14 protein-coding genes are annotated in these 17309 nt (G+C 40.3%); all 14 read left to right on the forward strand.

What is annotated here, in order from left to right:
- The first annotated feature begins 156 nt into the window (after positions 1–156).
- The 14 genes from ACYQ21_RS00335 (at position 157) to ACYQ21_RS00400 (ending at position 17216) form a co-directional block, all read left to right on the forward strand.
- Entirely contained in the window at positions 157–1920 is a 1764-nt protein-coding gene (locus tag ACYQ21_RS00335; RefSeq protein WP_460053983.1) for an ABC transporter ATP-binding protein, read from the forward strand.
- The gene (locus ACYQ21_RS00340; RefSeq protein WP_460053985.1) at positions 1907–3664 is read left to right on the forward strand and encodes an ABC transporter ATP-binding protein; all 1758 of its coding nucleotides are present in this window, start codon (positions 1907–1909) and stop codon (positions 3662–3664) included. Before ACYQ21_RS00335 ends, ACYQ21_RS00340 begins: the two co-directional genes overlap by 14 nt.
- Positions 3665–3933: 269 nt before the next feature.
- Positions 3934–4149, forward strand: a complete 216-nt coding sequence (locus tag ACYQ21_RS00345; protein ID WP_460053987.1) for a hypothetical protein — start codon at positions 3934–3936, stop codon at positions 4147–4149.
- The gene (locus ACYQ21_RS00350) at positions 4100–4348 is read left to right on the forward strand and encodes a hypothetical protein (RefSeq protein ID WP_460053988.1); all 249 of its coding nucleotides are present in this window, start codon (positions 4100–4102) and stop codon (positions 4346–4348) included. Before ACYQ21_RS00345 ends, ACYQ21_RS00350 begins: the two co-directional genes overlap by 50 nt.
- Before the next feature lie 485 nt (positions 4349–4833).
- The gene (gene xylB / locus ACYQ21_RS00355) at positions 4834–6330 is read left to right on the forward strand and encodes a xylulokinase (protein WP_460053990.1); all 1497 of its coding nucleotides are present in this window, start codon (positions 4834–4836) and stop codon (positions 6328–6330) included.
- Positions 6331–6504: 174 nt separating this feature from the next.
- Entirely contained in the window at positions 6505–6972 is a 468-nt protein-coding gene (locus tag ACYQ21_RS00360; RefSeq protein ID WP_460053991.1) for a matrixin family metalloprotease, read from the forward strand.
- Positions 6969–7787 carry a hypothetical protein gene (locus ACYQ21_RS00365; protein WP_460053993.1) on the forward strand — a complete coding sequence of 273 codons (819 nt, stop codon included), beginning with the start codon at positions 6969–6971 and terminating at the stop codon, positions 7785–7787. Before ACYQ21_RS00360 ends, ACYQ21_RS00365 begins: the two co-directional genes overlap by 4 nt.
- A gap of 62 nt (positions 7788–7849) precedes the next feature.
- Positions 7850–10204, forward strand: a complete 2355-nt coding sequence (locus tag ACYQ21_RS00370) for a phosphoketolase family protein (RefSeq protein WP_460053995.1) — start codon at positions 7850–7852, stop codon at positions 10202–10204.
- 417 nt (positions 10205–10621) lie between these two features.
- On the forward strand, positions 10622–11626 hold the full coding sequence (locus ACYQ21_RS00375; protein ID WP_460053997.1) for an aldose epimerase family protein: 1005 nt from the start codon (positions 10622–10624) through the stop codon (positions 11624–11626).
- A 1-nt stretch (position 11627) separates the two neighbouring features.
- Positions 11628–12299 carry a ThuA domain-containing protein gene (locus ACYQ21_RS00380; RefSeq protein ID WP_460053999.1) on the forward strand — a complete coding sequence of 224 codons (672 nt, stop codon included), beginning with the start codon at positions 11628–11630 and terminating at the stop codon, positions 12297–12299.
- A gap of 348 nt (positions 12300–12647) precedes the next feature.
- Entirely contained in the window at positions 12648–13958 is a 1311-nt protein-coding gene (gene xylA, locus ACYQ21_RS00385; RefSeq protein WP_460054001.1) for a xylose isomerase, read from the forward strand.
- A gap of 80 nt (positions 13959–14038) precedes the next feature.
- A complete protein-coding gene (locus ACYQ21_RS00390; protein WP_460054003.1) occupies positions 14039–15364 on the forward strand; it encodes an ABC transporter substrate-binding protein in 1326 nt (441 codons plus the stop codon).
- Between the two features lie 101 nt (positions 15365–15465).
- Positions 15466–16350 carry a carbohydrate ABC transporter permease gene (locus tag ACYQ21_RS00395; protein WP_460054005.1) on the forward strand — a complete coding sequence of 295 codons (885 nt, stop codon included), beginning with the start codon at positions 15466–15468 and terminating at the stop codon, positions 16348–16350.
- Entirely contained in the window at positions 16347–17216 is an 870-nt protein-coding gene (locus ACYQ21_RS00400; protein ID WP_460054006.1) for a carbohydrate ABC transporter permease, read from the forward strand. The genes ACYQ21_RS00395 and ACYQ21_RS00400 overlap by 4 nt, the downstream gene beginning before the upstream one ends.
- Positions 17217–17309 lie beyond the last annotated feature (93 nt).

Genomic DNA, 17309 nt, shown 5'->3' on the forward strand with positions numbered 1-17309 from the left:
AAGATTTTGCATGGACAAATTTTTTATTTTCCTATGGCATTGCAATTGTCGCTTGGGCGATGTAGGGAAAAACTAAAGGCAATATGCCTTAGTGATTTATCACTTAGCGTTGACAAGAAGTTAGCTTGAAGTTCAAATAAAACATAAGGAGAGATAATGGAAAGTATCAAATGGGTCTGGCAATATGCTAAGGTCTACAAATGGCGTATCTTTTTTGCACTGATTCTAGTGACGATAACATCTGCTTTAGCAATTGTTTTTCCACTATTGGGCGGTAAGTTGGTAGATATCGTGATTAATCAGGGGAAGATCAATCTGTTAGTGCCAATCTTGGCTAGTATGTATGGCGTAGTCATTGCTCGAATCATCATGCGTTATACCTATCAAATTTTATTTGAGCAAATCGGGCAAAGGACACTTTACAAAATTCGTGAGGATTTGTATATCAAATTACAAGAAATGGACTTTGGCTTTTTTAATCAGACACGAGTTGGTGATATCATGGCGCGAATGACAGGAGACACAGATGCAATCAGGCATTTTGTTTCTTGGGTCGTCTATACCCTACTAGAAAATGGTCTGCTCTTTATTTCGGCAGTGCTGCTCATGGCAACGATTGATTGGCGCCTGATGTTGGCTTTACTGGTGGTCACACCTTTGATTGGTTATTTAACCAGTAGGATGTCTCGCCAAGCGCGTCCCCTGTTTTATGAAATTCGAGAAAGTTTTTCACGCCTTAATTCAATGGTAGAGGAAAATATCAGCGGTAATCGCGTTGTTAAGGCTTTTACGCGTGAAGCATTTGAAATCGAAAAGTTTAATCAACATAACGATGACTTTAGACAACGCAACATTGACTCTGCCAATATTTCCAGAAAATATTTGCCTGTTTTAGATGCTTTGGCAGGGTGTTTAGCTGTGATTACCCTTGCTTTAGGGGGCTATTTTGTGATTAATGGTCAGATGACCTTGGGGAATTTAGTGACTTTTAGTAGTGTTCTATGGATGCTTGACATGCCGATGCGCATGAGTGGCTGGTTGATTAATGATGTCCAACGATTTATTGCCTCATCTGTCAAAATTCGTGATATGTTACAAGCAGAAACACAAATTCCGATTCAATCAGAAAAGTCTGCCAAACATCTGAAAGGTTATGTTGAATTTGATGATGTGTCGTTTCACTTTCCAGATGCCCCCGATGTGGCAGCTTTGTCGCACATTTCATTAAAAGCAGTGCCTGGTCAGACGATTGGTATTCTTGGGGAGACGGGTTCTGGTAAGTCAACCTTGGTCAATTTGATTGCGCGGTTTTACGATCCGACATCTGGCGTGGTTAAGATTGATGGTGTTGATGCACGCAAATGGCATGTGCGGGAGCTACGCGATCATATCGCGCTCGTCATGCAAGACATTTTTTTGTTTTCTGATACCATTGAAGAAAATATTGCCTTTGGCGTACCGGGTGCTGATGGCGATGAAGTTCGGAAAATGGCACGGATTGCGGATGCCAATCATTTTATTGAAGGAATGCCAGAAGGCTACGATACTATTGTTGGCGAGCGTGGGGTTGGTCTTTCGGGAGGGCAGAAACAGCGGATTTCCTTAGCCCGTGCCTTGATGAAAAATCCGTCGATTTTAATCTTGGATGATACAACATCCGCTGTTGATATGGAGACGGAGACCAAGATTCAGGAAGAGTTGGATCAAATCACGACGGATAAGACCACTTTTATCATTGCTCATCGTATTTCTTCGGTTAAGGAAGCGGATGAAATTATTATTATGGCGCATGGTAGCATTGTCGAGAGAGGTAATCATGAAACTTTACTGGCACAAAAAGGCTATTACTATGAGGTGTATCGCAAACAATTAGGTCATTTTGATTTGGAAATGGAGGTGGGGGATAATGGCAAGAAATAAATTTGATGTCGACGAAGAATTAGAAGAAGGCTTTAATGCCGCACATTTCAAACGATTATTTCGCTATATCACGCCTTATAAAAAGTCAATATTTGCGACATTAGGGATCATTTTTATCGCAAATATTGCAGCTATGCTAGGCCCTTTTTTCACCAAACTGGTGATTGATGATGTCATGCCAAAGAAAAATCTCAGTATGCTTTGGCTGATAACGATCGCCTTTGTACTGTCAATTATCGTGATGGGCTGGTGTATGCGGTATCGAATTAAATCAATTACAATCATTGGGCAAGATGTCCTGAAAGATATGCGGTTTGATATCTTTCAACATCTGCAAAAATTACCCTTTTCTTATTTCGATAGCCGACCACATGGAAAAATTCTCATTCGAGTAGTCAATTACATTAATTCACTGAGTGATCTCCTGTCCAATGGCTTGATTAATCTGATTTCAGATATGCTCAGTGTCATCGTGACTTTGATTTTCATGTTTGCCATTGATTTTAAACTGACCTTGTATAGTTTGAGTTTATTGCCAATCCTGTTTATCTTTGTCATGCTGATTAAAAATGCCCAACGCAAGGCGTATCAAACCTTGAGCAACAAACAGTCTAATATGAATGCCTATATCCATGAAAGTATTTCAGGCATCAAAGTCACCCAATCATTTTCACGTGAAGCTGAAAACTTTAAGATTTTCTCTAAGGTGAGTCATGACTATCAGACCTCTTGGATGAAGGCGATTTATATTCAATTTTTGATGTGGCCGGGGGTGCAAAATATTTCTGTTTTGACCACTTGCTTGATTTATTTTATGGGAATTAAGGGGATTGGTGTAGAAGTTTCGACAGGAACTCTGATTGCCTTTATTGGTTATATCAATAATTTCTGGAATCCTGTGATTAACATTGGCAATTTCTATAACTCTCTGATTACAGCGACCGCCTATTTAGAACGAATTTTTGAGACTTTGGATGTCGATCCTGACATACAAGATGCACCAGATGCGTTTGAGTTGCCTCCGATTAAGGGAGATGTTGTCTTTCGTCAGGTGACCTTTGGTTACGAGACAGGGAAAGAAATCCTCAAAGCAATCTCTTTTCATGTTCAACCCGGCGAGTCTATTGCGCTAGTTGGGCCAACAGGCGCAGGAAAAACGACCGTGATTAACCTCCTCAGCCGATTTTACGATATCAACTCAGGTGAGATTTTGATCGATGGCGTTGATATTCGGCGCGCGACCTTGCAATCCCTACGCCAGCAAATGGGCGTCATGCTGCAAGATACCTTCATTTTCTCAGGTACCATTCTGGAGAATATTCGCTACGGTAAATTAGAGGCAACGGAAGAAGAGGTTATCGCAGCCTCTAAGATTGTACGGGCGCATGATTTCATCGTTGACTTAAAGGACGGTTACAACACCGAAGTCAAAGAACGGGGCAGCACTCTATCTGCTGGACAACGTCAATTGATTTCATTTGCGCGGGCGCTTTTAGCGGATCCTAAAATTTTGATTTTGGATGAGGCGACTTCCAGCATTGATACCAAAACAGAAACTTTGCTACAAGATGGGTTGGACAAACTTTTAGTCGGTAGGACTTCCTTTATCATCGCCCATAGACTATCAACGATAAAAAATTCTGATCGCATTTTTTATATCGACAAAGGTGGCGTGTTGGAGTCTGGCAGTCATGATGACTTGATGGCGGCGCAAGGCGCCTATTACCACTTGTATCAGTCGTAGTCTGACTTGTTACAGCAGGCTTAGAGTATAAGACAAAAGGTGTTAAACCACACTAAACTCTGTATGAAAAAGGAAATTACATGGTTCGGTGATTTATCTTTTTCACTATGACTTTGTAGTTGCCACTTTAGTGGCATACGGAAAAGCTAGAGGTAACGTGCCACGCTCTGTACAGTAGACTTGATTTTTGAAAAAAATCTAAGTCGCTGGACAATCTTTTAGGCGTTGACTAGAGTTGCGGTTTATAAAGTAGATTAAAGGAGTTTATGATGGATGATTTGAGGTATAAAGCACTGGATAGCTATACCTTACAGGAAGCGAGAGAGATTTTAAGTCAGGGCATATTGGAAGAGTTGATGTTATTACCGCTTTCAGTTGGCGAAAGTGACATTGACTGCTTACAAGCGCAAGAAATTTGTCCGACACTTTTGAAGCATGAATCCGATAAGAGGCAACGCAGCATTGGGATTAGCCTATATTGCTAGGACAAAGGGGAACTTGGACAAGCGGTTGATCAAACCCTATTTGTTAAAAGAATTAAGGGATAACAAAGAAAATCGTGGGCGAATTATTGATGCTATCAGTGATATCAATATTTTTCTTGGTTGGCATCTGGCTGAAAAAGCAATTGAAAAGTTTGAAGGTGGTAAATTTAATGATATAAGTGGTCTTAGTCTGAGATAAGGATATACCCAATTTGTTGTTAAATGAAAATAACGCTGTTCCTCGAAAGAGGGGCAGCGTTATCATATTATGGCTTGAAGTCACAATAGAAAGTAAGTTTTCACTTACTGTGATAATTTAGTGAGGAAACAAGAGCTGCTTTTTGTCGATGATAACTCAAGTCAAGTTATTTCGTTGATAAGTTTGGTAGAGCGCATTTTCACAATTTAAAAACGAAAATGTCATAAACGACCTGAAATATATCAACTATTCATAATGTCAATTTTGTACGAACAATATTTCTATGCCATGAATGACATCAAATATATCCAAAAATATTTTTAAATGAGAGTTCATAGTGATATTTATTAAAAAACAAATTTGCCATTTTTGATAGTCAAAAAAATTCTAGGAAAGGCTTGACAAAACAAAAATCACAAGGTACAATAACATTGTAAGTTAGTTCGTAAAACAAACCAATAAGTTTTAACACGAAAGGATAGCATATGGCATACGTATTAGGGATTGATCTAGGCACGAGTTCGCTCAAAGGTCTTTTGATGAATGAAACAGGCGATGTCGTCGGTGAAGCAAGTGCAACTTACCCGATTTTGACCCCGCAAACAGGTTTCAGCGAACAGGAGCCAGAACAATGGCTTGAGGCAGCGAAACAAGTCATCGCAGCACTCATTCAAACCTCACCAAAAATCAAAACAGAGCTCAAGGGTATCAGTTTTTCAGGTCAGATGCACAGTTTGGTGGTGTTGGACGAGAACAAACAATCGATCCGACCAGCCATTCTTTGGAATGATGTGCGGACAACCAAGCAATGTCAGGAAATTACTGAAAAAGCAGGCGATTTAGTCTTAAGTTTGACCAAAAACATCGCCCTAGAAGGTTTTACGCTACCCAAAATCCTCTGGATTCAAGAAAATGAACCAGAGAATTGGGAAAAAGTCCGCTACATGATGTTGCCAAAAGATTATTTAGGCTTTTGGTTGACGGGTACTTTTGCGACAGATTTCTCAGACGCAGCAGGAACCTTGCTACTTGATATTGCCAAAAAAGAATGGGCACAGCCAATCTTGGATACCTTTGATATCCCGATTGCGCGCTTGCCGAAACTCTTTGAATCCCAAGACCAGATTGGTGTATTGACAGATGATATGAAAGCCTTATTTGGCTTTGAGGTAGATGTGCCAGTCTTTGCAGGCGGTGCGGATAATGCGTGTGCGGCTGTTGGGTCGGGTATTATTCAAGAGGGTGCAGGCATGTGCTCTATCGGGACGAGTGGTGTCTTCTTATCATTTGAAAACGATGCACTTGCAGATTACCAAGGCAAACTTCATCTCTTTAACCATGCTGCCAAAGGCGATTACTACTCGATGGGTGTGACATTAGCTGCAGGCAATAGCTTGGATTGGTTCAAAAATACCTTCGCAGCAGATAAAAGTTTTCCAGAATTACTCGGAGGCATTTCGGCTATCAAACCAGGTGCAGATGGCTTGTTATTCACGCCTTATATTGTCGGCGAGCGGACACCACACGTGGACAGTCAAATTCGCGGGTCATTTATCGGCATTGATACCCATCACACCTTGACGCATTTTGCAAAAGCAATGCTTGAAGGGATTACCTTCTCACTCAAGGATTCTCAAGTGATGATGGAAACAGTTGCCGGTCGTCATTTTGAACGCATCGTTTCTGTCGGAGGAGGTGCGAAAAACCCTGACTGGTTACAGATGCAAGCTGACATTTTCAATGCGACGATTGTGAATTTGACGGTTGAGCAAGGTCCAGGACTTGGCGCTGCGATGCTTGCTGCCATTGGTGCAGGTTGGTTTGATAACGCTGCCGAGGCTGCTGAAGTCTTTGTGCATTATAAAGATGAATTCACACCAAACCCTGACCATGTTGCAGCCTATGCCAAACTATATGCCCTTTATACACAAGTTTACGGTGCAACTAAAACACTGAGTCATGACTTATTGGATTTAAACTAAAATTTATAGATTTAAAGATGATTTAATGGGGAAACAAAAAGTTAGAATAAAAAATGACGGGAGTGATGAAGAAAATAAAAAAATGTATATTAGTTATTGTACTTTTCTTGTCAACGGTGGTGTGTATTTCGAGAGTAGAGGCAACAAAACCACCTAGATTTTTGGGGGACATTAATGTATGGAGTCGGGAATATTCGATACTACATTTCATCAAGTGCTAGTAATTTTACGGGTGATATTGATAATGCAAGACAAAATTGGATGTATACTGGTTGGGATAACCCAATTTATATGCATAAACAGGGAAGTAATTATGGTACGAATATTGATTGTTACGGCTATACAGATTCTAGAAGTGGAATTGGCGGGTATGTAGAATTTTTTGACGATAGCGAACGAGCAGTAGCGACAGGAGGAGCTGTACCAAATAGAAATTATTATTATTCTATTGTGCGATTAAATCAACACTACAAAAACAATTCGTATATGAGAGATAGGATTCCGCGTCATGAGATGGGGCATGCATTAGGGCTAGCCCACGTTAATGATAAAAGCAGTGTCATGTATCCAACAGTAGAGGGTGATCCACGTCAAGTAGATAGGGATGCTAGTAATAAAATTATAGATATTTATGGACGGTGAAGAAAAGAGTAATGATTGGTTTGTTTTTCATTCTTATTCTAGCTGGATGTAGCAAACAAACTTCAAAGGAAAATAGCTCTAATAAAACGAAATTAAATAGTAGTTCTGAAATAGTTAGCTCAAAAAATAAAGTTAAAGAAGTTGCTAATTATTATTCCTATCTAGATGGGATTGATCGTTCTGTTGTTCAAAAATCTGTTATTGAATCATTCACGATGTATGATAAAACAGACCCTCAAAAATTACAAGAAATAAGTAGCGATGTTTTTATAGCAAAGGTTGTATCTATTGACAAAGCTGATGTAGATGCGAATGTAGCTGGTGTAGAAAGTGACAATCTTATTCCGAATACCTATGGTAAATTGGAAATTTTAAAAAGTTTAGAAGGTGATGCTGCAGGGGAAGTTCAATTTATCAGGTCAGGAGGTATTATTAAAGAGAAAGAAAGATACAAGAATGCCCCAGAAGATGAAAGACAGAAACATAATAGACTAAGAGCACAATCTGGAAAAAGCTCTATTGATCAAAGTGAAGAATGGATTGAAGTAAGAGAGGAAGGTGATATTGAGCTTCATGCTGGAGAAACATACCTATTTTTTGCGACCTATGATGAAAAACGTCAGGCATATTTTTTAATTGGTTTTGAATATGGCGCCTTGTTATTGGAAGATGAAAAACAACCAATTGAAAAAGTACCTACGAAAGAAAATGAAATTGGAAAAACTTGGGAAATCAAAAATGAATCTACTGGTGAAGAAAAAAAATTAGGCGAATTTTTAGAAAAAGAACTTGAAATTGATGTAACAGAAAAATAGTGACTTGATTTTATAATTTTGAAAATCATGACTAGAATATAAAATAGGAGTATAGAACAAAAATGACAGATTATAACTCGGCAACCTATCTTGAAAAAGTTGATGCTTGGTGGCGGACAGCTAACTATATTGCTGTTGCCCAAATGTACCTTAAAAACAACCCTTTATTAAAAACAGAGATTCAAAAAGAAGATGTCAAAAATCATCCGATTGGTCACTGGGGAACAATCGCTGGTCAAAACTTTATTTATGCGCATCTTAATCGTGCGATTAATAAATATGACCTCAATATGTTCTACATCGAAGGCCCGGGTCATGGTGGACAGGTGATGGTTGCCAACTCATACATTGACGGCAGCTATACTGAAATTTATCCAGAAATCACACAAGATGAAGCAGGTTTCAAACAGTTATGTAAAATTTTCTCATTCCCTGGTGGGATTGCTTCTCATGCTGCGCCAGAAACACCCGGCTCTATCCATGAAGGTGGCGAGTTAGGTTACGCCCTTTCTCACGCCACAGGTGCGATTTTAGACAATCCAGATGTGATTGCGGCGACAGTTATTGGTGATGGTGAAGCTGAAACAGGCCCGCTTGCTGCAGGTTGGTTCTCAAATACTTTCATCAATCCAGTCAATGATGGTGCAGTTTTGCCGATTCTTTATCTCAATGGTGGTAAAATCTCGAATCCGACGATTTTGGAACGTAAATCGGATGCTGATTTAACCAAATATTTTGAAGGCCTCGGTTGGGATCCGATTTTCGTGTCAGGCACTGATGCGACTGAAGTTCATCCCGTTATGGCTGAAAAATTAGACCAAGTAATTGAAAAAATTAAAGCCATTCAAACAGAAGCGCGCAAAGGCAAAGCAGAAGAAGCAACTATGCCAGCTTGGCCTGTCTTGATTGTTCGGACGCCAAAAGGTTGGACAGGACCAAAATCGTGGGATAATGAACCAATTGAAGGGGGCTTCCGTGCTCACCAAGTGCCAATTCCAGTGGATGCCCACAATATGGCAAAAATTGACGACCTCGTTAATTGGTTGAAATCTTATCGTCCAGAAGAGTTGTTCGATGAAAATGGGACAATCCGTGATGAAGTCCGTGAGATTTCGCCAAAAGGCGATCGTCGGATGTCAACGAATCCTGTGACAAATGGTGGGATTGATCCGAAACCAATGGTCATCACAGATTGGAAGAAACACGCACTTGACTTTGAGCCAGGTAGCATTTCAGCACAAGATATGGTTGAGTTTGGTAAATATGCCAAAGACTTAATCGTGGCCAATCCAGAAAATTTCCGTATCTTCGGACCAGATGAAACCAAATCAAACCGTTTAGCATCAGTCTTTGATGTGACCAGCCGCCAATGGTTGGGTGCTAAAAAAGAAGACTACGATGAATGGATTTCACCAGCTGGACGTGTCATTGATGGTCAGTTATCTGAGCACCAATGTGAAGGATTCTTAGAAGGCTATGTCTTGACAGGTCGTCACGGTTTCTTTGCCAGCTATGAAGCTTTCTTCCGTGTTGTGGACTCAATGATTACCCAACATTTCAAATGGTTGCGTAAAGCCAAAGAACAACCTTGGCGCAAACATTATCCATCGCTTAACTTGGTCGCAACTTCAACTGTTTTCCAACAAGATCATAATGGCTATACCCACCAAGATCCGGGTCTCTTGACACATTTGTCTGAGAAGAAACCAGAATTTATCCGTGAATACTTGCCAGCAGATACCAATACCATGCTCGCAGTTATGGCTGAAACTTTGGCATCAGAAGAATTGATTAACTTGATTGTTTGTTCAAAACAACCACGGGCGCAATTCTATTCTGCTGAAGAAGCTGAAATCTTGGTTAAAGAAGGCTTGAAAGTGATTGATTGGGCATCAACTGTTGCTGCAGATGAAGAACCTGACTTGGTGATTGTTGCTGCGGGTACAGAGCCTAACTTGGAAGCCTTAGCTGCGGTAACGATTCTTAAAGCGACTTATCCTGAGCTTAAAATTCGCTTTGTCAATGTCGTTGATTTGCTCAAATTGCGCCATCCAAATGTTGACCCACGTGGCTTGACAGATGAACAATTTGACGCTTACTTCACGACAGATAAGCCGATTGTCTTTGCTTTCCATGGCTATGAAGGCTTGATTCGTGACATCTTCTTTGATCGTCACAATCACAATGTCTTTATCCACGGTTACCGTGAAAATGGGGATATCACAACTCAATTTGATATGCGTGTCTTTAGTGAAATGGACCGTTTCCATTTGGCACAAGACGCCGCAAATGCCGTTTATGGTGCTGAAGCAGCAGCCTTCTCACAAAAAATGACTGATACCATTAACTTCCACCATGATTACATTCGTGCCAATGGTGAAGATATTCCAGAAGTTGAAAACTGGCAATGGTCTTAATTTAACCAGATTGTACACTCATTTAAGTAAAAATAGCCAAAAATGTTCGCTTTAGTTGCTTAATTGAGTATATTAGAGAATTGTGGTCAACATCAACACCTAACCACCTGTTGCTGAAACGATTGCATGATAAACATTGAGCCTCCTTAGCTAATTTTGATATCAAATTAACTACAATTCTCTATTTAATATAATGATATAATCTAGTTCTTAGACGACATCATGAAAATATGTGCGTTTCCTGTTGTCAAGGGAGCGCATATTTTTGTTAAGCATCACCCCAACATCGTGTTACAATAGAGGTGTTAAGTATTAATCAAATCAAGTGTCTTTGAGCGAATGACCCCGCTTGGCAGAAGCGTGAGCGGATGTCAAGTTTCAAGGTTTCATGAAATGAAATCGTAGAAAGGTAAAATTATGAGTGTAAAAGTCGAAAAAGTTAGTCTGGGAGAGGGGAAAACAACCCAGCTAGTCAGATTAGAAAATAAAAGTCTCACAGTTGAATTAGTCGCTTACGGGGCGCATTTATATCGTGTCTTGGCAAAGGATAGGCAGGGTGTCGCTGAAAATGTCGTCCTAAATGTCACACCAATTTCAGCATTAGCCACTGACTTACAGTATTTTGGTGCGACTGTAGGGCCAGTTGCTGGTCGGATTAAACGGGCACAAATTGGGGCATTAAGCTTAGAAGCCAACGAAAATGCGAATTCCCTCCATAGTGGCTCGCAAGGCTGGTCATTCCAAGAATGGGAGTTGGATTGGCAAGAAATTGACAACGAGATAAGTGTCATCTTTAGTTATGTCGATGATAAATCTGGTTTCCCGGGTCCGATTACAGCGCAAGTCATTTATCGCTTGGTAGGAGAACAGCTCAGCATGACTTTTACGGGAGCGTCACCAGTTGCCACTTTCTTTAATCCAACTAACCACGCTTATTTCAACCTCAGTGGTGAGTTGAAAACGGCTATTCGTCAACAGAGCCTTGAAGTCTCAGCCTCGCACGTTCTGGAAACAGATGCCGAGCTCATTCCCCTAGGAACATTTTTGCCCGTAAAGGGTACCCCCTATGACTTTACGACGGCTAAACCGCTAGAAGTCGCCCTCAGCGCCCTGCCAAGTGGCTTGGATACAGCTTTTGTTTTTGATGGCAATGCGCGTGAACACTATGTTACTTTGTACGATGAAGCAAGCGGCAGACGACTAGACGTGACGAGCGAGGCTGGTAGCGTGATTATTTACAGCGCCAGTGGATGGGATCGCGATACTGATGTGAACAATCGACCTATGACAAAAGAGTTAGGATTAGCGATTGAGTTTCAGGAGTTGCCTGATTTACCACATCACCCTGAATGGGGAAGTATCGCACTTTTGCCAGATGAAAAAGTTTCTAAGACAATTCACTATAGATTTGGAGTCAAATAAAATGGTTAAAACAATCATTAGCATAACAGGAGATTACTCTCATGAGGGGAGAGTAATAGATCACTGCATTCAGCGTGTTGTTAGTTTGTTAGATGAAGCTGTCATCTATGAAAATGTCCCTTTAGATGCTTTAGCTGACGCACTCTCCAAAAATCCAGATTTAGTGATTTTATCAAGTGAAAACCGATATATGTTGCAACAAACTGGCTTAAGTGAGTGGCTAACACCGGAAATAAGTACTCAGATTACGACTTATGTCGCTCATGGAGGTAGCTGGCTTGCACTCCACTCGGGTATGTCCAACTATCCGATAGATTCAGACTACATCCAAATGTTAAAAGGTTATTTTGTCAGACATCCAGAGCCACTGGCGGTAACCTATAAGTGTGAATTAGCCGAGGCACCGAGGCAATTTGTCATCCATGATGAACATTATCAAGTTGGTTTCGTTGATGAGTTTACCAACATTTTCCTACGGAGTTTTTCAGATGCGGGTGAGTCAGTCGCAGGCTGGCGACATTTTTATGGGAGTGGCAAAGTTGCAGGCTATGTGCCTGCCCATAATCGCGAGGGAATGCTTAATCAAGAAAATTTAGCGTTGCTAAAAACAGTTGTTAATTGGTTGCTGAAACATCAATCTAGTGTTAGATGGAAACAATATCTAAAAGAATAATGGTTGCAGGCTTACTAATAGCATTTTAAATACAGGATGAATAGGTTCAGGAGACTGAGCCTATTTGTTTATATTTGAGAGAATTTTGCTATTTTTAGGATAAAAGAATCCATTTTAGTAAGTTTTTTTTTAAAAAGTTCGTTATTGATTTAAAAATTTTGAAAAAGGTATTGACAAAAGTGGTGGAAGCGATTACAATAGAGATAAGTTGGTTTTTCGAACAATCTAACTAGAGGTAATTCATTGGGAAGGGGAGTCAAATTGCTGATAAGATAAAGAATAAGGCGTTTGTCTATTAAACAACCTAACTAAAAACTTAAAGCTTTTGAAAAGCAGGAGGAAGAAAAAATGGCATATTTTCCAGAGATAGAGAAAATTCAATACGAAGGTGTTGGGAGTAAAAACCCCTTCGCCTTCCGTCACTACAACCCAGAAGAAGTTGTAGAAGGCAAAACAATGAAAGAACACTTACGTTTTGCGATTGCCTACTGGCATACCATGACGCAAGACGGCTCAGATCCATTTGGTAATGCGACCAACCAACGCCCTTGGTTTGGTGCAACACCACTTGAAACAGCCAAAAATCGTGTTGAGGCATTCTTCGAAATCCTAGTTAAATTGGATGCGCCTTACTTCTGTTTCCACGATATTGATATCGCACCAGAAGGTGACACGCTTGAAGAATTTTTCTCAAACTTGGATATCATCACAGACTTAATCAAAGAAAAGATGGATGAGACAGGGATTAAATTGCTCTGGAATACAGCCAATTTGTTCTCAAATCCACGCTTTGTCAATGGTGCAGGCTCATCAAACAACGCCGATGTCTTTGCTTACTCAGCAGCTCAAATCAAAAAAGGTTTGGACATCTCTAAAAAACTCGGCGGTGAAAACTACGTCTTCTGGGGTGGTCGTGAAGGTTACGAATCACTTCTCAACACAGACATGGCACTCGAACAAGATAATATCGCCCGTCTTTTCAAAATGGCGATTGCCTATGGCGAAAAAATTGGTCATAAACCACAATTCTTGATTGAGCCAAAACCAAAAGAACCAACGAAACATCAATACGATTTCGATGCGGCAACAACCCTTGCTTTCATCTTGAAATACAACTTGCAAGATGACTTCAAACTCAACCTTGAAGGGAACCATGCAACCTTAGCAGGTCATACTTTTGAACATGAATTGACAGTGGCACGTATCAATGATGCGCTTGGTTCAATCGATGCCAACCAAGGCGACGTCTTATTGGGTTGGGATACAGATGAGTTCCCGACAAATGTGTTTGATACAACCCTTGTCATGATTGAAATCTTGGAAAACAATGGGATTGCGCCCGGTGGGATTAACTTTGACTCCAAAGTTCGTCGGTCATCCTTTGCGCCAGAAGACTTGTTCCTAGCTCACATTGCTGGATTTGATACCTTCGCTCGTGGTTTGAAAGGAGCAGCAGCGATTCGTGCTGATAAATTCTTGTCAGACCTTAAAGCGAAACGCTATGCCAGTTATCAAACAGGGATTGGTGCCAACATCTTAGCAGACAAGGAAGATCTTGAAAGCTTGACTGAGTACTCACTTAAAAATGGTGCTGCGATTACAAATGACTCAAGTCATATTGAACTTGTGAAATCACATCTTAATGATTATTTGGTTTAAAAATGACTCATGTTAATGCTTAGGGGAATCTTCCTCTGTAACCTATAAACATAAATTATAAATTTTAAGGAGCTTACAAAATGAAAAAATGGCAAAAAGTGGCACTAAGTGCAGTTACGGTTCTGTCGGTGGTAACATTGGCAGCAGGTTGTTCGGCAGGTAAGAAGAAAACAAGTTCTTCTGGCAATAAAGGCGCAGTAGAAGTCAGCTTTAGCTGGTGGGGCAATGATGACCGTCACAAAGCAACACAAGATATGATCGATGGTTTCGAGAAAGAACATAAAGATATCTCGGTTAAAGGCGAGCCTAGTGGTTTTGGTGATTTGGACCAAGTATTTACAACTCGTTACGCAGGTAATACACTTGCTGATATCACAACTTTGCTCTATAACTGGGTCCCTCAGTTTGGACAAAATGGCGGTTTCTATGACCTATCTACCATCAAGAGCTTAGATTTATCAACTTATGACAAAGATTTCTTGAAATTTGGTCAAGTTGATGGCAAACAAGTCGCTGTACCTTATGGTCAAAATACAATTGTCATGTATGTCAATAAATCAGAATATGAACGTAATGGTATTGATGTTGCAACTCTAAAAACTTGGGATGACTATAAAGAAGCTGCTAAGAAATTACCTGAAGGATCGTTTATGATTGCGTCGCCAACTTGGCGTTTCCCTGTAACTGTTTGGTTGCAACAAAAAACTGGTAAAGCTGAATTTGATGAAAAAGGCGATTTGAACTGGTCTGAACAAGATTACTTAGATGCCATGACTTGGTATAAAGAAATGGCTGATGCACGTGTCTTCGTTTCACGTAAAGATTACCTTGAAAATGTCGGAACAGAACCTGTTTCACTTGCAACGAATAAAAAATGGTTGGAAGGTGAATATGGCGGAGGTATTGGTTGGAATGCTGGGATTACATCTGACTATGAATCTTTGAAAGAAATTGGCGATGAGTTAGTTATTGTTGACTATCCAATCGCAAAAGGTGGCAAAGAAGTCAACCTCTTGTCTAAACCATCACTATTATTTGGTGTTAAGAAAGACGAAAAGAATCCAGAACAAGTTGGGACTTTCTTGAATGACTTCCTGAATGGTGAAGAAGCTAACAAAACACTTGGACTTTCTCGTGGCATTCCTGCATCAAGTAAAGCCGTTGAAGTCTTGACAGAGGATGGTCAATTAACTGGCTTCATGAAGGAAGGTTTTGACTACGCAAAAGAAGCAGTGAAAATTAATGAAACGCCTTTCTATGAAGATGGCACATTGACAACAATCTATACAACTGAAATCGAAGCTGTAGAGCTTGGTAAAACTGATTTGAAAACAGCAGCTAAAAATGTTTACACGAAAACGAAAGAACAAGCTGCCAAACTTGCTAAAGATTATAAATTGAAATAATCAGGAGACTTAATGGGAGCAGATAGACATATTTGTTCCCATCGTCATTTACAGCATAAAAAATAAATTATTCCAACTTATTACACTTAGGAGATTAAGCAATGAAAAATAAAAAAATTGGCTTAATTTTTGTAGCGCCTTGGCTCGTCGGGTTTATCGTTTTAACAATTTGGCCGATTCTTTCCTCATTCTACTATGCGTTGACAGATTATTCTCTGGCACGTGTTGGACAGAAACCTGAGTTTCTAGGGCTACAAAATTATATCAACTTATTTAAAGATGAAACATTTAGAACCTCTTTAAAAGCAACAGTCATCTATACGGTTGCGACTGTACCGCTTCAATTAGGCTTTGCCTTATTTGTCGCCTTTATCCTGAACTTTAAGCTCAAAGCGATCAGTTTCTATCGGACGGCTTACTATATTCCGTCAATCTTAGGAGGCAACATTGCGGTTGGTGTACTTTGGCGCTCAATGTTCCAACCTAAAGGCTTGGTCAATACTTTCTTAGGCACTTTTGGTATTCATCCGATTGACTGGTTGTCAACAGCGGCAGGGGCGATGATTGTCCTTGTCATCTTGAAAGTTTGGCAATTTGGTTCTGCCATGCTGATTTTCTTAGCCGCCCTGAAAGACATTCCGGGGGAACTGTACGAATCAGCAAGTCTAGAAGGTGCCTCAAAATTGACACAGTTTTTGAAAATCACTGTGCCACTCATCACACCGACAATTTTCTTCAATCTCGTCATGCAGCTCAACAATGCCTTTCAAGAGTTCAATGGGCCTTACATCGTAACAGGGAAAGGACCGCTCAACTCGACCTATCTGGCGTCGATGTTTATCTATGATAAAGCCTTTAAGGAGTTTGATATGGGCTATGCGAGTGCTGCGAGTTGGATTCTATTTGCCCTGATTGTCGGCTCAACTATCGTGCTCTTTGCCAGTCAAAGAAAATGGGTTTACTATTCTGATGGAGGTGGAAAATGACGCCTAGTTTATCTGAAAAAAGAAAAATTCAGAATCAAAAAGTTTCAGCGGTGATCAGATATGTCGTGCTGACATTGGTTGCAGTGATTATGCTCTATCCGATTATTTGGTTAGTTGGCGCATCCTTTAAAGAGAATAACGAGATTTTTACATCGATTGGGTTTATTCCTAAAAAGCTAGATTTCCAAGCCTATATTGACGGTTGGAATACCAAAGGGGATTATACTTTTACCCTGTATTTTATCAATACCTTTAAGTACGTACTGCCTAAGATTCTATTCACGGTAGTTTCAGCGACGATTACAGCTTATGGTTTTGCACGGTTTGAGTTTCCTTTCAAGAAAATCATGTTTTCACTCTTGATGGCAACGATGTTCTTGCCGCAAGTCGTGACACGTGTACCCCTTTATCTCTTTTGGAAAAATCTTGGCATGTTGGATACTTATGTGCCTTTACTTGCCAATTCCTTCTTTGCCCAAGAACCTTTCTTCGTCTTTATGATGATTCAGTTTTTACGGTCTATTCCAAGAGATTTGGATGAAGCAGCAACGATTGATGGCTGTGGTGAATTTGGCATTCTGTGGCGCATTCTAGTGCCTGCTCTGAAACCAGCTTTGACATCTTGTATTATCTTCCAATTCGTTTGGACCTTTAGCGATTTCTTGGGACCACTGATTTATATTACCTCACAAGACAAATTCCCAGTTTCATTAGCCTTGAAACTTAACATTGATCCATCGACCAACACACCATGGAATCAAGTCTTTGCCATGTCTCTGATTTCACTCTTGCCAGCGATTATCCTGTTCTTTAGCGCTCAGAAATACTTCGTTGAGGGTGTGACATCTTCTGGTATTAAAGGTTAGAAAGTATATTTTAGCTCATATAGAGGCCTTTGAGCGGATGTAGTTCGCGACTGACCCTGCTTGGACGGAGCGCCAGCGTAGGTCAAGTTTCAA

It is taken from the genome of Pseudolactococcus yaeyamensis (assembly GCF_054658615.1).